The organism is Priestia sp. D51, assembly GCF_053345675.1.
Genome location: NZ_JBLTIR010000003.1, coordinates 41,381 through 62,204, shown reverse-complemented (window position 1 = coordinate 62,204; position 20,824 = coordinate 41,381). Strand labels below are relative to the sequence as shown.

Here is a 20,824-nt window from a genome sequence, read left to right as displayed (position 1 = left end):
TCTGTTTAGTATACAACTGGTGTTCCCACAATTAATTCCCTTTAAACAAAAAAACCTTTCTGATATTCTCAGAAAGGTTTTTTTCTTAGCCTAAAATTGCTTGAAGCAAGGCCTTTTGTACATGCATACGATTTCCAGCCTGCTGGAAAACAACCGAATTTGGTCCGTCAATAATGCTTGCTGTCACTTCTTCTTCACGATGCGCAGGCAGGCAGTGGAGAAATAAATAGTCTGACTTCGCATGGGCAGCTAGCTCTTCATTTACTTGATAAGGAGCAAATATTTTCAAGCGCTGCTGTGCTTCTTCTTCCTGTCCCATACTTGTCCACACGTCTGCATAAATAGCATCGGCATTTTTTACAGCCTCTACAGGATCTTTTGTAATCGTAACCTTCGCACCCGTTTTAGCAGCTACTTCATTAACATAAGCTGTTACAAAGTCTTTTGGCTCATATCCGTCAGGGCATCCAATTGAAATATCTATTCCCATTTTTGCACATGCAATCATTAAGGAATGCGCTACATTATTTCCGTCTCCAACATAAGCTACTTTTAGCCCATCAAATGATTTCTTGTGCTCGTAAATCGTTAATAAATCAGCTAGAGCCTGACAAGGATGATAATCATCTGTCAAACCATTAATAACGGGAATGGATGCGTAATCTGCAAGCTCTTCGATCTTGCTATGTTCAAACGTACGAATCATGATAGCATCGATGAATTCAGATAGTACGCGTGCTGTATCAGCAATCGTTTCTCCGCGTCCAATTTGTAAATCCTGGCTGCTTAAAAAGAGGGCGTTTCCTCCAAGCTGCATCATTCCCGCTTCAAATGAGACTCTTGTTCTTGTTGAAGATTTTTCAAAAATGAGCCCCAGCGTTTTTCCTTTTAACGATGTGACGATTTCACCATTTTTATGCTTTTCTTTCAGCTCAATGGCGCTTTCTAAAAGTGACATAATATCGTCTGATGATAAATCTTTAAGCGTAAGCAAATCTTTTCCCTTTAAATTCGTATTTACCGATACTGTACTCATGATACTGTCACTTCCTTTTTAGTTTTTTGAAACCATTCTTGTAGTGATGAAACGTGATATTCATTGACTTGGAACGATTGGAAAAATAGCGAAGCCGTTTCTGCCTCCGTCATAACCATTAAACCGTGTTTTAATGCTGACATACGGCTTTCTTTATCTTCAGGCTGTAAACTTACATATAATAAAGCTTCTTTCGTTTTTACCCATTCACTAACTTCTTTATCTTTAACAAGAGTTAATCCCGCGCTTTGCGCAAGTTCTTCAAGGCCCTGTGCTTCTCCGTTAATATACACTTCTGCAGCACCTTTTTTACTTAACACATACTGATGGAATACTTTTTTTGCTGCTTCTTCAATCGTTGAAGAAATCGCAATTCCTTCACCAGTTGACTTCATTTCTGGTCCAACAAGCGGATCAACTCCTGATAATTTACTTGTCGAAAACACTGGAAACTTAATAGTTGTATAAGCCGGATCCGGCAATAAACCTAGCTTCTCGCTAATTTCCGACAATGCTTTCCCAAGCAATATTTGAGTTGATAGCGAAACAAGCGGCGTGTTGCACACTTTGCTTACTACAGGCACTGTACGGCTGGCACGCGGATTAACTTCCAGCATGTAGACTTCATCGTTGTAAATAACATATTGGATATTCATAATCCCTTTATATTGAAGTTTGTTTACAATTTTTTGAGCGTAGCTCACCATTTTTTCTTTATGTGCTGCTTCTACTGTTTTTGCTGGTAAAAGCGCATAGCTGTCTCCTGAATGAACGCCGGCTTTTTCAATATGTTCAACGATTGTCGGAATCAACACATCTTTTCCGTCTGCTACAACATCAATTTCTGCTTCTTTTCCAGGGAAGTAAGCATCAATAAGCATTGGGAAATGAGACGCTTTAATAGCCGGTAAACAAGCCTGCAGCTCCGTTTCATTTTGAATTGTCAGCATTCCTTTTCCGCCAATGACGTAAGAAGGACGAATAAGTAATGGGAATCCCATAGCTTTTGCTTTTTGTACAAGTTCTTGCTCATCTTTCGCCATTTCACCTGGGATATGCGGAATATCACAGTCGTCTAAGAGCTTATAAAACAGGTCGCGATCTTCAAGTGCATCAATAACATCATTTGTAATCCCTAGTAAATTGACGCCAGCTTCTTCTAGCCCTTTAACAAGCGAAATAGCCGTTTGACCTCCGTATTGAACAATTACATCCGTCACATTTTCAGCATCAAGAACGTTTAGCACATCTTCTACTGTTACAGGTTCAAAATATAAGCGGTCTGCTACTTCAAAATCCGTACTTACCGTTTCTGGATTGTTGTTAATTAAAATTGTTTCGTATCCTTCTTTTTCAAGAGCTAACACACCGTGTACAGAGCTGTAGTCGAATTCTACTCCTTGGCCGATACGAATCGGTCCAGAACCGATAATCGCAACTTTTTTATTCGTTGATGGTTCAATCTCACTCTCGCCATAATAACTAGAGTAGAAATAAGCCGTAGAGGATTCGAACTCCGCTGCACATGTATCTACCATTTTGTAGCTTGGCGTAATATGTAGTGCTTTACGTTTCGCTCTTACGTCAAGCTCTGGCACGTTCCATACGCTTGCTAGATACGCATCTGTAAAACCATGCTCCTTCACTTGCTTGAAGTGTTCAGCTGTAATGGAATCAAAACGTACTTCCTTCAAAGAGGCTTCCATTTTAATCAGCTGCGTAAAGTGTGTTAAATAGAAATAATCAATTTGCGTTACTTCATGGATATACTCAGGCGTTGTACCGCGACGTAAAAGCTCAAGGATAACAAAAATACGCTCATCGCTTTGTTCGCCAAGCTTGCTTTTTAATTCATCCGTTGAAAGTTCTTGCAGTTCTTCTACTTCCAATCCTTGTAAATCAATTTCTAAAGAAGACAGTGCCTTTTGGAAGCTACGTGTAAAGTTACGGTCAATAGCCATTACTTCTCCAGTTGCTTTCATTTGCGTGCCAAGCGTTCTCTCCGCGTAGAAAAACTTGTCAAACGGCCATCTTGGAAATTTCACTACTACATAGTCAAGAGCTGGTTCGAAGCTTGCATATGTGTCTCCTGTTACAGGATTTAATAACTCATGAAGCGTGTAGCCTACTGATAGTTTTGCAGCAATTTTAGCAATCGGATAGCCCGTTGCTTTTGATGCAAGAGCAGACGAACGGCTCACACGCGGATTTACTTCAATTAAATAGTACTGCTTGCTTTTTGGATCAAGCGCAAACTGAATGTTGCAACCTCCAATAATGCCAAGCGATGAAATAATTTTAACTGAAGCCGAACGAAGCATTTGATATTCCACGTCGGTTAACGTTTGAGAAGGAGCAACAACTACCGAATCTCCAGTATGAACACCCACGGGATCAATATTTTCCATGTTACAAATTGTAATGCACGTATTGTTCACGTCACGCATAACCTCGTACTCAACCTCTTTAAATCCAGCGATGCTTTTTTCAATTAAGCATTGAGTAATAGCACTTTCACGTAAACCTGACGCTGAAAGTTTTTCAAGTTCTTCCATAGAATAAGCAATTCCTCCGCCCGTTCCGCCTAACGTATAAGCAGGACGTACAATAACAGGAAAACCAATTTTCTCGGCAAAAGCTAATGCTTCTTCTACTTTTGTGACAACTTCACTTTCCGGCACCGGTTCATTTAGTTCATTCATTAATGCACGGAACTCTTCACGGCTTTCACCTTTTTTGATTGATTCAATCGGTGTTCCTAAAAGTTTCACATCGTATTTTGGCAAAATATTTTGTTCATGAAGCTCAAGGGCTAAGTTTAAACCCGTCTGTCCGCCTAATGTAGCTAACAAACCATCCGGCTTTTCTTTTGCAATAATTTTCTCTACGCAGTCTACTGTTAATGGTTCAAAATAGATTCGATCTGCTACGTGAGTGTCCGTCATAATCGTAGCTGGATTATTATTGATTAAGATAACTTCATAACCTTCTTCTTTTAATGACAAGCATGCCTGAGTTCCTGAATAATCAAATTCTGCTGCTTGCCCAATTACGATTGGTCCTGATCCGATTACTAAAATCTTTTTTAATGTTTGGTCTTTAGGCATATACTTTTCCGCTCCCTACTTGCTGTACTTTCGTCATAAATTCATCAAAGATATACGTGCTGTCACTTGGTCCAGGATGTGCTTCTGGATGATATTGAACCGAAATAACAGGAAGGTCTTTATGCATTAAACCTTCAACCGATCCGTCATTCACATTTTTAAATCGAACGCTTAATGGCGTAGACGTAATCGTCTGTTCATCTACGACATAGCTATGGTTTTGAGACGTCATACACACTTTGTTAGTCGTTAAATCAATTACAGGCTGATTAGCTCCTCGGTGACCGAACGCCAGCTTTTTGGTTTCTGCCCCAAAAGCAAGCCCAATTAACTGATGTCCAAAGCAAATTCCCAAAGTTGGATACGCTGAAATAATTTCTTTTAATTCATCCAGCTGACTGCTTACTTGAGTTGGATCTCCAGGTCCGTTTGATAAGACAATGCCATCCGGCTGCAGCTCTTTTACTTTTGAAGAGCTTGTAGAATAAGGAACAACCGTTACTTTGCACTCTCGATTTAGCAGCTCTTGTAAAATTGATTTTTTATAGCCAAAGTCCATTAATACAACGTGTTTTTCACCGTTTCCGTAAGTAACAGGCTCTTTTGTTGACACTTCTTTTACTACATATCCATCGCATTCAGCAGTAAATGCTGGCGGCTCAGCAGATGCCGAAAAGGCAGATTGCATCGTACCTTCTTTTCGAATTCGTTTTACGACCGCTCTCGTATCCACATGTGTAATAAGCGGAATGTTCCATTTCTTTAAATATTGTTTGAAGCTGTACATCGCTTCGTAATGGAACCCTTCATCTGAACATTCGTATACGACAACGCCTGCTACGTGAGGCTTTTTGCTTTCATAATCTTTCTCATTGATACCATAGTTCCCAATCAAAGGGTACGTAAAGACGATAATTTGATCTTTGTAAGATGGATCAGTCACAACTTCTTGATAACCAGTCATTCCAGTAAAGAAAACAATTTCTCCTTCTGCCTGGTGCGTTGCTGTATGTTCAATGTGTCCGGCGAACGAATCGCCGTTTGCTAAGTGTAAATATCCGTTCATTGTGCATCCCTCTTCGAATAATTATTTATAAAACAGAATTTTTATACAAAAGTATTCAAAAAAATTTGTATTATGAAGTAATTTTTGTTTGGCTAAACGCTTCTTCAATGATATGAATCGCTTGGTCTAACTCTTCTTTTGTTACAGTTAAAGGCGGCAGCAATCGTACTACATGCGGTCCTGCTCCCAGTGCTAGCAATCCTTTTTCACGCATTGCTGCAAGCAATGCCGACTGATGTTCTCCGCATTCAATTCCAATCATAAAACCTTTTCCGCGAACATCTTTTACAAATGAATAATCTGCTACGCTATTTTTCAAAGCGTTGGTAAAATAAAGGCTTTTTTCTGCAACCTCTGCTAAAAATGCTTCGTTAAAAATAATGTTTAAAGTTGCTTTAGCTGAAGCTAATGCAATTGGATTTCCTCCAAAGGTTGTTCCGTGAGTACCAGGTCCAAACGCTTCTTTGAGATAGCCTTTTCCAATCATCGCACCAACCGGCATTCCGCTTCCTAACCCTTTAGCTGCTGTAATAATATCTGGTGACACATTAAAATGCTGATAGGCAAATGGTTTTCCTGTTCTGCCGATTCCAGTTTGCACTTCATCGACTATAAACAGTGCTTCGTGCTTTTTACACAGCTCTTGAATAGTTAATAAAAATGCTTCGGTTCCTGGAACAACTCCGCCTTCTCCTTGAATGACTTCAACCATAATTGCTGCTACGCTGTCGTCCATTTCCTGTTTTAATGCTTCTTCATCATTGTATGGCACGTAAACAAACTCATTAACAAGAGGACCGAAGCCATCATGAATTTTTGCCTGCCCTGTAGCTGTCATGGTAGCAAATGTACGTCCATGAAATGATTTTGTAAAGGTAATGATTTTATGTTTTTGCGTGTACTTGCGCGCTAATTTAATCGCCGCTTCGTTGGCTTCTGCACCGCTGTTACAGAAGAATACTGCATCACCGTTTGAATGTTCCACAAGCTTACCTGCTACATCTTCTTGAATCGATTGATGAAATAAATTTGACACGTGCCACACTTTATTTAACTGCTCTTCGATCGCTTTTTGAACATCAGGATGACGATGGCCTACGTTACAGACAGCGATACCTGAAATAAAATCTAAATACTCATTTCCTTTGTTATCTATTAATTTTGTTCCTTGCGCCTCTTCCACATGGATATCAAACCGTTGATATGTTGGAAACAATGAACTCATCGCTATCTTCTCCACCTTTTCCACTATATTTAATTGCTGTACCAATCAGCTTTCCTTCCTTATCTAAAAATCCATCAGTTCCGCTAATAATATGAACTTCTTCAAGTAAAGGAGATAACGCATTTACCGCTGATGTCACTTTTGGAATCATTCCGCCGTAAATTACTTTTTCTTCAATAAGTGCATCAATCTCTGACTTTGTAAGTTCAGGAAGCAATGCTCCATCCTTTAATACACCTTTTACATCCGTCACAAACATCAGCTTTTCAGCATTTACTGCTTGTGCAACGGCTCCGGCTGCCACGTCAGCATTAATATTATAGCTATTACCTTCTTCATCGGCTCCAATGGAAGAAATAACCGGAATGTACTGACTGTCAGTTAGTTGTTTTAATAATGTATCGTTTACGCCTTTTACTTCTCCAACGTAACCTAGACGTTCAACATCGATAGCCTCTGCTTTAAGCAAAGATCCATCAATTCCTGATAGTCCTACTGCTTTTAAATTCGCTTTTTGTAGTTCTTTTACAAGATGCTTATTAACTTTGCCTGCTAATACCATCGTCACAACTTCTAATGCTTCTTTGGACGTTTTTCGAAGCCCATCTACAAATTCCGTTTCAATGTGAAGCTTGGTAAGCGTATCTTGAATATCAGGCCCGCCTCCGTGCACAACAATGATCTGATATCCACTCGCTTTTAACTGCTGAATACTTTCAAAAAAAGCGCTTGTTAACTGATTGATAATGCTGCCTCCGCATTTTACAACGACGATTTTTTCACTGCTCATTTCACTCTCTCCTTACGTTCGATAACTGGCGTTGATTTTCACATAATCGTAAGTCAAATCGCAGCCCCACGCCTTGCCAATTCCATTTCCCTGCTGCAAGTCAACATAGACTTCAACCGTATCATTTTCTAAATAAGCTTTTGCTTCTTCTTCACTAAATGAAACAGGCTGGCTGTTTTTTAGCATTTGGATATCACCTAACGAAACGTTCACTGCTTCTGGATTAAGCGCTACGCCGCTGTAGCCAACTGAACAAATAATTCGTCCCCAATTGGCATCGGCTCCATACATGGCCGTTTTCACTAAGTTCGAGCCTACAATTTGTTTAGCAATCACATTTGCCTCTTCGTTTGTATGAGCACCAGATACGTTTACTTCAATTAGTTTTGTTGCTCCTTCACCGTCGCGTGCAATTTGTTTGGCTAAATCTTCACACGTCAAGCGCAGTGCTTCATAAAATGACGTCCATTCAGGATGATCTGGTGTAAGCGACTGGTGATCAGCTTTTCCATTTGCTAAAACAACAACCATATCATTCGTAGACGTATCACCATCTACTGTAATTTGATTAAAGCTTTTATTTGTAATAGAACCCAGCGCATCTTGTAGTACTGAAGCTTCAACCTTAGCATCCGTTGTGATAAAGCTAAGCATCGTAGCCATATTCGGGTGAATCATACCTGATCCTTTCGCTGTGCCGCCAATCGTAACCGTTTTGCCGTCAATGGCTGTTTGATAGCAAGCTGACTTCATTACGGTATCTGTTGTTAAAATAGCCGTTTGAAATTCTTCTGCTTTTTCTTTGTTCGACGAAGGACTTAATAACCCAATGCCCTTCATGATTTTTTCCATATCTAGAAGCTCTCCAATTACCCCTGTAGAAGCTACCGCTACATGATGAGGTAGAATATTAAGCTTTTCTGCACATGTATTTCGCATTTGGTATGCATCTTTTAATCCTTGTTCTCCAGTACATGCATTTGCACATGCGCTGTTCACAACGATCGCTTGCAGCTTCTGCTCTACTGCTACACTTTCTTTTGTAACAGCTAAAGGCGCTGCTTGGAAGGCATTAAGCGTGTAAACAGCTGCGCAATTAGCTGGCACATCACTTACAATAACTCCTAAATCTTTTTTAGCATAACGTAAACCAGCGTGAACGCCATCTGCTGAAAAACCTAGCGGCGTTACAATTGTACCGTTCTCTATTTTCTTTATCTTTTCTTTCGTTTGTTTAACCGTAATCACTATACGTTCCCTCCTGCTTTTATCGTGATTAGTGATGCTGTGCTTTTATGGGAAGACAGGCAGTAGTCCAATACCCGTTTGCTGTTCAAATCCCATCATGATATTGGCATTTTGAATGGCCTGACCGGCTGCCCCTTTAACTAAGTTATCAATGACAGAAACAATCGTGACACGCTTTGTTCGTTCGTCAAATGCAATACCAATATCGCAATAATTTGATGCACTTACTTCTTTAGTAGACGGAAATTCACCAGCTTTTCGAACGCGAACGAATGGGGAGTTTTGATATGTATCTACATATAGCTGATGAAGCTCTTGTACTGAGCTCTCTTCAGAAAGTTCAGCGTATATCGTACTCATAATCCCTCGCGTCATTGGAACTAAGTGCGTACTGAACGTAACATGGCCAATTTCCTCATCCCACTTTTCTAAAATAGATTCAATTTCTGGGATATGCTGATGCTGATTAACTTTGTATATTTTCATATTTTCATTGATTTCAGCATAATGAACCATTTGCGAAAGACCACGTCCTGCTCCTGAAATTCCGGACTTTGCATCAATGATAATAGAGTTTGATTTCACCATTTGTTTACTAACGAGAGGAGCTAGCCCAAGCAGTGTAGCTGTTGGATAACAACCCGGGTTCGCAACGAACGTACTGCTTTCAACTTCTTCTGCAAACCATTCCGCTAACCCATACACGGACTGTTGTAAAAACGCTTCGGCTGCAGCAGGCTTTTTGTACCACTTTTCATAAAGAGCTTCTGTTTTTAATCTAAAATCTCCAGATAGATCTACCACTTTTATTCCTTCTTCTATTAATTGAGGTACAAGTTTGCTAGAAACACCGGACGGAGTTGCTGTAAACACTAAGTCTAATTCTTTGGCCATGTTCTTAGGGTTTATATCTTGCAGTGTATATACAGTATTAGAAAGGTGAGGATAAACTTCTGCTAGTTCCATCCCATCCTGAGAGGATGAATAAACTGCATAAACATGAAAATGCGGGTGATTCGCTAACAAACGAATCAGTTCTACTCCTCCATACCCTGTTGCTCCAACAATTCCTACCTTGTATTCTTTCATTTTAAAACTCCTTTTTCCACGTATCTATTTGAATTATTTATCATTATAATACCGTATAAAAATAAAATCAAATGAATATTTAAAAAAACCAACACTTTATTCTATATTTTTAAACATTTTTATTTATTCATAAGTTTTTATTTTTATAACTATCTTTCTATTTTTGTTTAGAAATTGTTCACAGATAGTTTTGGAAAACACTGGTTGTTTTTGTGTATAATAAGAGTATCGATAAAAATCATCCGTATGACATTTCTTCATACGGCTAGTGGACGTACAGGATATACAGACTGTTCTAACTTAATAGATTAATAAGTAACAGTCGCAAAAATTTTGAGTAAAAGGTGATAACATGATGAACATCACAGCGGATTCTTTTTCAAATGAGCTGCAGCAATTTTTTATGGACTTTGATCATAAAATTTCGTTTAAAAAAGGTGACTTTCTCTTTCAAGAAGGTTCACCTTCAACTCATTTATTTTTTATTACTTCTGGAGCTGTACAAGTAAGTAAAGTGACGCCGGAAGGACGCGAACTGACGCTTCAGCTGGCAAGTTCAGGAGACTTAATCGGGGAAGTTATGCTGTTTTGCGGATCTACTCCCCATATGCTTCAAGCAAAAGCCATTGAACCTTGTACAGCGATCAGCATTCAAAAACGGGTGTTAGAAAACGAACTAGCACAATACCCTGCTCTTTCCATGGAGTACATGAAGTGGATGGGACTTCAAATTAAGCGAATGCAGACAAAGTTTAGAGACTTAATTCTAAATGGAAAAAAAGGAGCTCTCTATTCTACTCTGATTCGCATGTCCAATAGTTTTGGGGTAATGAAGCCAAATGGTATTTTATTAAACGTAACGTTGACAAATCAAGAGATCGCTAATCTATGCGGGACATCCCGAGAAGTGGTCAATCGTATGCTCGCTGAGTTGCGAAAAAATGAAGTAATCTCAATGACAGATGGAAAAATTATCATTCATAAGCTCTCTTTTTTAAAGAAAGAAATAGACTGTGAAGACTGCCCTGTGGAATTGTGCAGAATTGAATAAGAAAAAAAGCCATCGTTGATGGCTTTTTTTCTTATTGAACACCTAATGCAATTTTAGCGTAGCGAGTCATGCGATCTTTATCCCATGGCGGGTTAAATGTGATATTCACTTCTACATTTTCTACTTCTTCAAGAGAAATTAATTGTTTTTTCACTTGTTCGCCAATCACACCCGCTAGCGGGCAGCCAATAGAAGTTAACGTCATCGTCACGATAACCGTGTTGTTTTCTTCCATTTCCACCCCGTAAACTAAGCCTAAATTTACGATATCAACGCCAAGCTCTGGATCAATTACTTCTTCTAGTGATTCCATGATTTTATCTTCTAACTGTTTATCCATATTCATTCTCCTTTCTTTTACTTCCGTAATTATCTTCACGTATTAAATATACCCTTAAACAATTTATCGTAAGCAATCAATAACTATGTCTTACACCGTAACAAGACAACTTTTGCATGTCAATCGTTCTGCTTTGCTCATAAGGAAAAGTTGTGTAAAATATGGGAATACAAGCATGAATATTAGTAGAATTCAATATAATCGTATAACTACTTCAATTTAAAAGGAGCCCTATATGAGAAACGATCAACACTTAATTGCCTTAGATCTGGATGGAACATTGTTAACGAATGAAAAAACCATTTCACCTAAAACAAAACGGGTATTAGAAAAAGCCAAACAAGACGGACATATTGTAATGATTGCAACTGGAAGACCTTATCGTTCCAGTGCTATGTATTACAGCGAATTAGATTTATCCACGCCTATCGTAAACTTTAACGGAGCGCTTGTCCATCATCCCCTTCAGCCTGATTTTGGCACGCATCACGAACCTTTAAATCGCCGAACTGTTCATGACATTGTGACAGCTATGCAAGACTATCGCATCAACAATATCATGGCAGAAGTACAAGATGATGTGTATCTTCATTTTGAAGATCGAAAATTAATGGATGTACTCAGCCTAGGGGATCCTAAATTACAAACGGGTGATTTGCGTCATACGCTGCAGCACGATCCAACGTCTATTTTAATTCACGCAGATGAAGAACATGTACAAGATATACGCTCTCACCTTTCAGATGTTCATGCAGAAGTACTAGAACATAGACGCTGGGGAGCACCTTGGCATGTCGTTGAAATTGTAAAAAAAGGACTTAATAAAGCTGTAGGTCTTGAGCGCGTAGCTAATCATTATCAAATTTCTCGCGAACGAATTATTGCATTTGGAGATGAAGACAATGATTTTGAAATGATTAAATTTGCAGGACACGGTATCGCCATGGAAAATGGTATTAGCGAATTAAAGCAGCTAGCGCGTGAAGTAACAAAATCGAATGAAAATGATGGTATTGCTTATTATTTGGAAAAAACGTTAAATTTATAACTTAGCTTTTTTTGAAAAGCAAGGTAAATTTTTATCGCTATCATTTTTTTTATTTAGCACACACTATAACCGACACTTCTTAAGGTGTCGGTTTTATTTATATTACGAGGAGGAATTTATGATGGGCAGAGGCAATCGATCAAAACGTTTTGTGAAACAAGGTGCAGACGCAGTTCAAAAACATGATGAACGAATTCCTTATCATATGACTATGGCGGAGGCAGAAGCATTTCAAGCTCACCAGCGCCAAACTCCTCATGGAGGACAGTAACTTATGAAAAATTCACTTTTTGGTCAAGTAAAAGATGCGATTCGAAACGCAGTATCCGGCCATTCAGAAGATCAGCTTCATCGTCAAAAGCACGGCAACGGTGAACTTGATATTTCAGAAGGCGTATTAAATAGTATTGCTTCTAACGCTTCTCCTGAGGAGCAAGAGCAGCTGAAGCAATTCCAAAACTCATTGCATCAAGCGTATGATACAGATGGAGAATCACATGGGCGCGAGAAAAGTGCAGACATTACGTCCGATACGCTGTCTCATATCGTTCAGAATGCTTCTTCCGAAGAGAAGGCACAGCTTGAACAGCTTCAAAGCACTTTAGAAGGCGGTCAGTCTCACGCTCACGGTGAAGCTCACACGTCCAGTGAAAGCGTGGCAGCTGATATATTGTCTCATGCACAGCAAAATGCTTCTCCTGAAGAAAAGAGCCAGCTTGAACAGCTTCAAAGCACTTTAGAAGGCGGTCAGTCTCACGCTCACGGTGAAGCTCACACGTCTAGTGAAAACGTGGCAGCTGATATGCTGTCTCATGCACAGCAAAGCGCTTCTCCTGAAGAACAAGCTCAGCTTCAACAGCTTCAGAATACATTGGGAGCTGCTGGTCAAAATCATCAAACGTCTCAGGCTCATACGCCTGCAGCTTCTGATGAAAACATTGCAGCTGATATGCTGTCTCATGCGCAGCAAAATGCTTCTCCTGAAGAACAAGCTCAGCTTCAAGAACTTTCTAATGACTTAAAAGGCACACATTAATAAAAAAGAGTCCAGGTAATGAATACCTGGACTCTTTTTAATCTTTGCGAAACAAACCAAAGATTCCCGTTGTTTGAACTATATTAGTAAATGCCTTAGGATCCACCTCTTTAATTACTCGTTCCAAGTCAAATAATTCATACCTAGTTAAAACAATCATTAGCATTTCTTTATCTTCGTTTGTGAAGCCTCCTTTAGCCGGTACCGCCGTAATCCCTCGCACGAGTTTGGCATGAATCGCCTTTCTTAGCTCCACTCCTTTTTTCGTTACGATCATTGCTGTGAGTTTGACATGACGCGTATGAATAACATCAATGACGCGAGTGGTCGTATAAAGCGTCACAAGCGTATAAAGTGACTTCTCAGCACCATATAAAAGACCTGCTAGCACGATAATAATTGCATTTAATATGAACATATAAGTGCCAATTGGTCGGTCTTTTACTCGGGACAAAATCAGGGCAATGATATCGAGCCCACCAGTTGAAGCTCCAAATTTTAACGTAATTCCTACCCCTACCGCTAAAATAACGCCTCCAAAAACTGCATTAAGGATGATGTCCTTAGAAAGTGCTTGAATAGGAATAATTCCAAGAAACAAAGTTGTTGCAGCAACGCTGATAAAACTGTAAACAGTAAATGACTTCCCCACTTTTTTCCATCCTAAAATAGTTACAGGAATATTTAACAACAACAGCAGCACTCCAGTGGAAATAGTAAAAGGAGTGTAATCTGTCACGATACTCGAAACAAGCTGTGCTACTCCCGTAAAGCCGCTCGAATATACATTAGCAGGTATCAAAAACAAGTTGAGCGCAAGCGCATTCAATAATGCTCCTACTAAGACGACTATCGCTTTTTTTGTTTCAAGCCACATATTCAAATGACCGACCTCCGCTTTTTAAAACTTCTTACTTCCTTATACCCATTTATAAAATGAATAAAGTCAGCATCTTTAAAATAGTTAGTACATATAGTATGTACGATTTGGCAGAATTAAAAAAACTTATTCAAAAATTGTATTTTCCTCAAAGTGCTTATACACTAATACTATGTCGTATATAACGCTTTTCAATGTTTATACATCAAACTCATTTCATATTTTATAAATGCAATTAGGAAGGTGACATTTATGTCAATTAAACTTTTAACCGATAGTGCAAGCGATTTGCCTTTATCCTTTTTTCAAGAAAATAACGTTGGCTTTTTACCGCTTCGCGTAAGCTTGGATAATCAAGAATTTTTAGATCTACAAACGATTGAACCAGCTTCTGTCTACGAAGCCATCCGTAAAGGCAAGATGCCAAAAACGTCTCAAGCGGCTCCAACTACTATGTATGAAGTCTTTGAGAACATAGCTAAATCAGGTGATTCGTGCATTTATTTAGCTTTTTCTTCGGAATTGTCCGGTACATATCAAACAGCAATGATGATTCGAGAAGAACTCCTAGAAAAGTATCCCGATTTCCAATTAGAAATAATCGATACGAAATGTGCATCTCTTGGCCAGGGAGTAGTTACTTATTATGCAGCACAATTATTACACCAAAACCTCTCGCTAGTAGAAATGACAGAAAAAATAAAGCAATACGCTCTGCATATGGAGCATATTTTTACGGTTGATGACTTGGATTTTCTTGCTCAAGGAGGCCGCGTGAGCAAAGCTTCTGCTTTTGTAGGAGGTCTGCTTAATATTAAGCCGCTGCTTCATGTGGAAGATGGAAAATTGATTCCAATCGAAAAAATCCGCGGCCGTAAAAAAGTATTTAAACGCATGCTTGACGTGATGGAAGAGCGAGGAAAAAATCTCTCTTCTCAAACCATTGGAATTAGCCATGGAGATGATTTAGAAACAGCTCTTCAGCTGAAAGAGATGATTCAAGAACGTTTTGGCACCAAACATTTTATTATTAATATTATTGGTGCAGCCATAGGTTCTCATTCTGGCCCAGGGACAATTGCAGTCTTCTTTTTGAACGAAACCATCGAATAATTTAAAGAGGTCAGGGCATTCTAAAGGTACGATCAAAAAGGGGTGTATCACAATGCCAAAAACGAGCGATAACGATAAAAAAGCAAAAGATAATAACGCAAAGCTTCACGAAAAGAATCTGCAAGCTAAGCATAACCGTGAGCTTGGAAAACATTCATTTTCTAAAAAAACTGATCACTTATAAAAAGAAGCCGCTGAGTTTTCAGCGGCTTCTCCTTTTAGTTTTCTTCTTTTTTAAAATATGTCCATCCTTCTTCTTGATAAACTTTTCCTTCTTTCATTAGTTTACCAAGCGCACGTTTGAACGCAGCTTTACTCATATTAAAGCGCTCACGAATATCTTCTGGATAGCTTTTATCCCAAAATGGCATAACGCCACCGCGGCTTTCCATGTAATCGTATAGTACTTGTGCATCTTCATCCATGCTTTCTTGTTTGCGCGGAAGAAGCGATACGTTTAGCGTTCCGTCTTCTTTTACATTAATGACGCGGCCAGTTACATGCGTACCAAGCTTCGGTTCTTTACGTCTTTCGCTTTCGTGAATAAATCCAACATATCCTTCATCTGTCATAATAAATGAACCTACGCGCAGGACGCGGTAGATATATCCGCTCACTTCACGATTAAAAAGTTCAGGTGGAGCATCTAATGCCATTGCTTTCATCACATCGTCTGTAGCAATTTTCCCGTACATTTTACCGCGCTTTGAAATCTTCATCGTACAATAAACTTTGTTTCCAACTTCTGGCCACAGCTCTTCTAACGCAGGTAAGTCTGTTGAACCAATTAACATATCTTTGTTCATGCCGATATTTACAAACACGCCTAAACCCGGATTAACATCTACGACTTCAACCCACTCATAGACACCTTCTTCAACAAGAGGTAAGTGCATCGTTGCGGTTAAGCGGTCGTGCTGATCAAGGTATAAAAAAACTTCTACTTCTTCTCCTTCAGCAAGCTCTCTTGTTGTTTCATTTTTATGTAGCAAAATTTCTTCTTCACCTTCTGCTAACATATAACCAATCGGCGTTTCCCGGTTTACTGTTAAATACGCTTTCATCCCAGCTTCTACATTCATCGTTCTATCCATCCTTTATATAAATTAGTAGTGATTGTTCCTTCACCACATACCTTCTCACTTTGCATCAAACAGCATTTCAAATTTCAAATCAACTAAAATGCATGCATTGTTTAAAAAAGCTGCTTCTATAGCTTACAACAAAAAGCATAACTTGTATTGTATCAATTACCGGCTCTCTATTCAATATCAGTTGTATACAGTTTGTGTTTTATTTATAATAAAAGAACAAACTCTTTACATATGGAGGTTATTATGGCTAAAGATAGTTCATTTGACGTTGTGTCACAAGTTGATTTATCAGAGGTAACAAACGGCATTACCATGGCAACAAAGGAAATTAAAACCCGCTATGATTTTAAAGGCAGTAAAAGCGAAATCTCGCTCGAAAACGAAGAGCTTGTTCTTATTTCTGATGATGAATTTAAGCTTGAACAGTTAAAAGACGTACTGATTTCTAAGCTCATCAAACGCGGCGTACCTACACGCAATATCTCCTACGGTAAAATTGAAAATGCTTCTGGAGGAACGGTTAGACAGCGCGCTAAGTTAATTCAAGGTATCGACAAAGACAACGCTAAAAAGCTAAATACAATTATTAAAAATACCGGTTTAAAAGTAAAAAGCCAAATTCAAGATGATCAGCTTCGCGTAAGCGGTAAAAATCGTGATGACCTGCAGCAAATTATTTCAGCTATTCGCAGCGCTGATTTACCTATTGACGTACAATTTATTAATTACCGCTAAAAATGGATGCCCCCGGCATTCATTTTTTCTTTTAAAGCCTTTTTTATCCGTTTAGGCTTATCCCTATGCATAGATACACTCTCTTAACAAATACTAGTATACGCTTACATACTCATATTAATTAAGGAGTGTATACTAATGAATCAAAATCAAAAACAAAACTTCCCTCCTCAGCATCAGCAAACTCAGCCAGGTATTGAGAAAGATATGCATCCAGTCCCTACCTCTATCGCTCCAGACTATAAGGCAAGCGGAAAATTACAGAATAAAGTAGCCGTTATCACCGGAGGAGACAGCGGAATTGGACGTTCTGTCGCTTATCATTACGCGAAAGAAGGCGCAAATGTTGTCGTAACCTATCTGAATGAACATGATGATGCAAATGAAACTAAAAAACAAGTTGAACGAATGGGGGCTTCTTGTTTGTTGCTTGCTGGTGACATAGGAGATGAGCATTTTTGTCAAGAAGTCGTCTCAAAGGCCATTCAGACTTTCGGAAAAATAGACATTTTAGTCAATAATGCAGCTGAACAGCATCCTCAAAAAAGCATTACGGATATCACCACTGAACAGCTTACCCGTACGTTTCAAACGAATATTTTTTCAATTTTTCATTTAACCAAAGCTGCATTGCCTCATTTAAAACAAGGAAGCGCGATTATTAACACAACTTCTGTGACAGCTTATCATGGGCATGACCAATTAATTGATTACTCTTCAACCAAGGGTGCTATCGTGGCTTTCACACGTTCTTTGTCAGCTTCACTCGCAACAAAAGGCATTCGCGTAAACGGCGTAGCTCCAGGACCTATTTGGACACCTCTTATTCCGTCTACGTTCGACGAACAGCAAGTTGCAACATTTGGGTCTAACACACCTATGAAACGAGCAGGACAGCCTTCTGAGCTCGGAGCGGCCTATGTATATTTGGCAAGCTCTGATTCTTCTTATATGTCCGGGCAAGTCCTTCACATTAATGGAGGATCCATTGTAAACGGATAACATTTCTCTTCGGTCATTCATTTATTTTTCTATGGAAACACTATCAGAATTCAGCTATTTTTGTTTAAATAGAGATATGAACACCGCTAAAGGAGAGTATTTGAATGACCGATACATTAAGCACTCTTAAACATATATATGAAACCATTTTAAATAAAGTCGATGCCGGTATCCATGCGGTCGATGAAACAGGAAAAACGATTATTTACAATGAAAAGATGACAAAGATGGAGCTGATGGATGAACAAGACGTTTTACATAAAAACTTGTTAGATGTGTTTATGTTCAAAGAAAATCAGCAAAGCACGCTTGTACAGGCGCTGCAAAAAGGAAAAGAAACGGTTAACGTCAAACAAACGTATTTCAACAATCAAGGACAAGAAATCACGACGATTAATAATACCTTCCCTATTTTAAAAAACGGTGTCATTCAAGGAGCGGTTGAAATTGCTCAGGACGTGACGAAACTGGAGCGTCTAATCCGGCAAAACATTAGGCAAAAAGGAAACACACGCTTTACGTTTGATAGCATCATCGGAAGCAGTCAAGCCGTTCACGATGTGATTGAAGACGCCAAACGCGCCACTAGAACTCCTTCTTATGTCTTAATTATTGGAGAAACAGGCACGGGGAAAGAACTGTTTGCTCAAAGCATACATAATGGCAGCAGCCGCTCTTCTGCTCCTTTTATTTCACAAAACTGTGCTGCGCTACCGGATAATTTAATTGAAAGCCTTTTGTTCGGTACGAAACGCGGAGCTTTTACAGGTGCAATGGATAATCCTGGTCTTTTCGAACAAGCGCAAGGAGGCACATTACTGCTAGATGAAATCAACTCGTTGAATCCAAATCTGCAGGCTAAGCTTCTTCGAGTACTGCAAGAAAAAACCGTACGAAGAATTGGGGATACCGTAGACAAACCGGTGAACGTTCGAGTCATCGCGAACATGAATGAAGACCCAATCGATGCGATTGCAGAAAATCGATTACGTAAAGACTTATATTATCGACTTGGCGTCGTGACGCTTTTTATTCCTCCTCTTCGTGAACGAAAAGAAGATATTATTGAATTAACAAAGTTTTTCATCAAAAAATACAATGATTTGTTTCAGATGAATGTAAAAACCGTAGATCACCAAGTCATGTCTTCTTTTCTCTCTTATGACTGGCCAGGAAACGTACGGGAATTAGAACACATTATTGAAGGTGCAATGAACTTGGTGATGGATGAAGATGTTATTCACTATTCTCACCTTCCTTTTCAATACAGAACAAAGTTCCAGCTAAAGCAGCATGAACATTTTGAAGATAAAACAAGCGGTGAAGCACCCTCTTATCCAAGCGCTTTTCACCCTTCTCTTCCTTTAAAGGAACAGCTGTTAGCGTTTGAAGCAGAATGTATTAAACAAACGCTTGAACAACACAACCACAACATCTCAAAAAGCGCTAAGATACTAGGGCTGACTAGACAAAGCTTGCAGTATCGTATGAAACGATTAAGCATCCGATCTAAATAAAAAAGAAGTGCACTGTGCACTTCTTTTTTATTTTGCTTTATAAACCGGTGAATCCGATTGTTTTTGATTAATATTTTTCTTGATTCCTATGTGATAATACACGTAGAGTACAACAATTAAAGGAACCCCGCAGTAAAGACCAATTCGTTGATCTGGGATAAAAATTAAGCTGATTAATACAAGTCCATACAAACAAAAACCTAGAATAGGCACAAACGGATAAAGCGGCGTTTTAAATTTAAGCTCCTTTACGTCTCCTCCTTCCGCTAAAAAACGACGGCGGAACATAAATTGAGAGGCACAAATGGACATCCAAACAATAATGGTCACCATTCCTGAAATCGAAATAAACCAAAGATATACGGTTTCGGCAGCCACGACGCTTGTAATCAGCGAGCACCCTGAAATAATCATCGTCACAATTAATGCGTTAATTGGAACACCTTTTGAAGACAACTTCTTCAAAGGTTTTGGTCCCATATTATTGTTTGACAGTGACCAAAGCATACGAGAAGCAGCGTAGACCCCGGAGTTCGCCACGGATAACACAGCTGTTAAAATGACAAAGTTCATGATATCCGCTGCATATGGAATGCCAATTTGATCTAATACGGCCACAAACGGACTTTCAATAACTCCCGCTGTTTTATATGGAAGAATAGAGACTAACACAAACATAGCTAACACAAAGAAAAACAGCGTTCTCCAAATGACGTTTCGAATGGATCTCGGCAACGTTTTCTCAGGGCTTTCACTTTCTCCTGCTGCAATGCCGACAAGCTCCGTTCCTTGAAACGAAAAGTTAACCGTTACTAAAGTTAATAGAACTGCCAGTATCCCATTTGGAAAAAGACCTGCGCCTTGGGTAAAATGCGAAAGAAACGGTGCGGATTCTCCTCCTTTAAAGTCGATAAAACCAAAAACAGCAGCTCCTCCAATTAAAATAAATAGAATGATAGCGGTAACTTTAATGCTCGAAAACCAAAATTCAGTTTCAGCATAGCTTCGAGCAGAAAGAGCGTTAATTAAAAACGTAATGACGCCAAAAATCAAGCACCATGACCATATAGGTACATCAGGAAACCACCTCTGCATTAAAATTCCTGCTGACGTAAATTCAAGCCCTGTCGTATTTGCCCAGCTGAACCAGTACAGCCATCCAATCATAAAGCCTGTAGAAGGTCCTAAAAACCTTGTAGCGTATTCTTGAAAAGAACCTGAAACCGGCATTGCTACCGCTAGCTCTCCTAAACAAAGCATAACTAAGTACATGAGGAAGCCGCCTATTATATAAGCAAGAATGGCTCCTCCCGGCCCTGCCTGGCTAATAGTAAAACCCGAACCTAAAAATAGGCCTGTTCCAATCACGCCTCCTAACGCAATCATAAATAAATGTCTGCTTTTCATTGTTCTCTGTAATTGGTTTTGTTCTGTATGTCTATTCATC

General features: G+C 39.2%; 20 protein-coding genes. 9 read left to right on the top strand and 11 right to left on the bottom strand.

Going from position 1 to position 20,824, the window contains the following annotated elements; genetic code table 11:
• Positions 1-85: 85 nt before the first annotated feature.
• The 7 genes from argF to argC form a co-directional block, all read right to left on the bottom strand.
• Positions 86-1,036 (bottom strand): ornithine carbamoyltransferase, encoded by a 951-nt coding sequence (gene argF / locus ACNHOZ_RS12260; RefSeq protein ID WP_028412383.1) that lies wholly within the window; start codon positions 1,034-1,036, stop codon positions 86-88.
• Positions 1,033-4,143, bottom strand: coding sequence for a carbamoyl phosphate synthase large subunit (locus ACNHOZ_RS12255; RefSeq protein ID WP_255899182.1), 3,111 nt, complete (start codon positions 4,141-4,143; stop codon positions 1,033-1,035). The genes argF and ACNHOZ_RS12255 overlap by 4 nt, the downstream gene beginning before the upstream one ends.
• Positions 4,136-5,209: a carbamoyl phosphate synthase small subunit gene (locus ACNHOZ_RS12250; protein ID WP_028412385.1), complete on the bottom strand. Its 1,074-nt coding sequence runs from the start codon at positions 5,207-5,209 to the stop codon at positions 4,136-4,138. Before ACNHOZ_RS12250 ends, ACNHOZ_RS12255 begins: the two co-directional genes overlap by 8 nt.
• A 70-nt stretch (positions 5,210-5,279) precedes the next feature.
• Positions 5,280-6,434, bottom strand: coding sequence for an acetylornithine transaminase (locus ACNHOZ_RS12245; protein ID WP_028412386.1), 1,155 nt, complete (start codon positions 6,432-6,434; stop codon positions 5,280-5,282).
• Positions 6,400-7,224 (bottom strand): acetylglutamate kinase, encoded by an 825-nt coding sequence (gene argB / locus ACNHOZ_RS12240; RefSeq protein WP_033578035.1) that lies wholly within the window; start codon positions 7,222-7,224, stop codon positions 6,400-6,402. Before argB ends, ACNHOZ_RS12245 begins: the two co-directional genes overlap by 35 nt.
• Positions 7,225-7,236: 12 nt before the next feature.
• Entirely contained in the window at positions 7,237-8,472 is a 1,236-nt protein-coding gene (gene argJ, locus ACNHOZ_RS12235) for a bifunctional ornithine acetyltransferase/N-acetylglutamate synthase (RefSeq protein WP_255899177.1), read from the bottom strand.
• A gap of 45 nt (positions 8,473-8,517) precedes the next feature.
• The gene (gene argC / locus ACNHOZ_RS12230) at positions 8,518-9,561 is read right to left on the bottom strand and encodes an N-acetyl-gamma-glutamyl-phosphate reductase (RefSeq protein WP_048021955.1); all 1,044 of its coding nucleotides are present in this window, start codon (positions 9,559-9,561) and stop codon (positions 8,518-8,520) included.
• Positions 9,562-9,913: 352 nt separating this feature from the next.
• Between argC and ACNHOZ_RS12225 the strand changes: the two genes are divergently transcribed.
• Positions 9,914-10,612, top strand: a complete 699-nt coding sequence (locus tag ACNHOZ_RS12225; protein WP_372497415.1) for a Crp/Fnr family transcriptional regulator — start codon at positions 9,914-9,916, stop codon at positions 10,610-10,612.
• Between the two features lie 31 nt (positions 10,613-10,643).
• Here ACNHOZ_RS12225 and ACNHOZ_RS12220 read toward each other — a convergent pair whose 3' ends face one another.
• The gene (locus tag ACNHOZ_RS12220) at positions 10,644-10,952 is read right to left on the bottom strand and encodes a metal-sulfur cluster assembly factor (protein WP_013055384.1); all 309 of its coding nucleotides are present in this window, start codon (positions 10,950-10,952) and stop codon (positions 10,644-10,646) included.
• 235 nt (positions 10,953-11,187) lie between these two features.
• Between ACNHOZ_RS12220 and ACNHOZ_RS12215 the strand changes: the two genes are divergently transcribed.
• The 3 genes from ACNHOZ_RS12215 (at position 11,188) to ACNHOZ_RS12205 (ending at position 13,036) form a co-directional block, all read left to right on the top strand.
• Positions 11,188-12,000: a Cof-type HAD-IIB family hydrolase gene (locus tag ACNHOZ_RS12215; RefSeq protein ID WP_338705223.1), complete on the top strand. Its 813-nt coding sequence runs from the start codon at positions 11,188-11,190 to the stop codon at positions 11,998-12,000.
• Positions 12,001-12,121: 121 nt separating this feature from the next.
• Positions 12,122-12,271 (top strand): hypothetical protein, encoded by a 150-nt coding sequence (locus ACNHOZ_RS12210; protein WP_162200718.1) that lies wholly within the window; start codon positions 12,122-12,124, stop codon positions 12,269-12,271.
• A 3-nt stretch (positions 12,272-12,274) separates the two neighbouring features.
• Complete coding sequence (locus tag ACNHOZ_RS12205) at positions 12,275-13,036, top strand: DUF3813 family protein (protein ID WP_255899168.1); 762 nt, start codon at positions 12,275-12,277, stop codon at positions 13,034-13,036.
• Positions 13,037-13,073: 37 nt separating this feature from the next.
• Here ACNHOZ_RS12205 and ACNHOZ_RS12200 read toward each other — a convergent pair whose 3' ends face one another.
• Positions 13,074-13,913, bottom strand: a complete 840-nt coding sequence (locus ACNHOZ_RS12200) for a YitT family protein (RefSeq protein WP_025749916.1) — start codon at positions 13,911-13,913, stop codon at positions 13,074-13,076.
• Positions 13,914-14,168: 255 nt separating this feature from the next.
• Here ACNHOZ_RS12200 and ACNHOZ_RS12195 point away from each other — a divergent pair, with 255 nt between their 5' ends.
• Positions 14,169-15,029 carry a DegV family protein gene (locus tag ACNHOZ_RS12195; protein WP_028412393.1) on the top strand — a complete coding sequence of 287 codons (861 nt, stop codon included), beginning with the start codon at positions 14,169-14,171 and terminating at the stop codon, positions 15,027-15,029.
• A 52-nt stretch (positions 15,030-15,081) separates the two neighbouring features.
• Positions 15,082-15,213: a DUF3941 domain-containing protein gene (locus ACNHOZ_RS12190; protein WP_013055378.1), complete on the top strand. Its 132-nt coding sequence runs from the start codon at positions 15,082-15,084 to the stop codon at positions 15,211-15,213.
• A gap of 34 nt (positions 15,214-15,247) precedes the next feature.
• Here ACNHOZ_RS12190 and ACNHOZ_RS12185 read toward each other — a convergent pair whose 3' ends face one another.
• Complete coding sequence (locus ACNHOZ_RS12185) at positions 15,248-16,111, bottom strand: CvfB family protein (RefSeq protein WP_028412394.1); 864 nt, start codon at positions 16,109-16,111, stop codon at positions 15,248-15,250.
• A 255-nt stretch (positions 16,112-16,366) separates the two neighbouring features.
• On the opposite strand from ACNHOZ_RS12185, the gene ACNHOZ_RS12180 reads away from it, so the two are divergent.
• From ACNHOZ_RS12180 to ACNHOZ_RS12170, 3 genes are all read left to right on the top strand, one after another.
• Entirely contained in the window at positions 16,367-16,858 is a 492-nt protein-coding gene (locus ACNHOZ_RS12180; RefSeq protein WP_014461618.1) for a YajQ family cyclic di-GMP-binding protein, read from the top strand.
• A 138-nt stretch (positions 16,859-16,996) separates the two neighbouring features.
• A complete protein-coding gene (locus ACNHOZ_RS12175; protein WP_028412395.1) occupies positions 16,997-17,860 on the top strand; it encodes an SDR family oxidoreductase in 864 nt (287 codons plus the stop codon).
• Between the two features lie 104 nt (positions 17,861-17,964).
• Positions 17,965-19,377 (top strand): sigma-54 interaction domain-containing protein, encoded by a 1,413-nt coding sequence (locus tag ACNHOZ_RS12170; protein ID WP_033578031.1) that lies wholly within the window; start codon positions 17,965-17,967, stop codon positions 19,375-19,377.
• 27 nt (positions 19,378-19,404) lie between these two features.
• Here ACNHOZ_RS12170 and ACNHOZ_RS12165 read toward each other — a convergent pair whose 3' ends face one another.
• Complete coding sequence (locus ACNHOZ_RS12165; RefSeq protein WP_033578030.1) at positions 19,405-20,823, bottom strand: amino acid permease; 1,419 nt, start codon at positions 20,821-20,823, stop codon at positions 19,405-19,407.
• Position 20,824 lies beyond the last annotated feature (1 nt).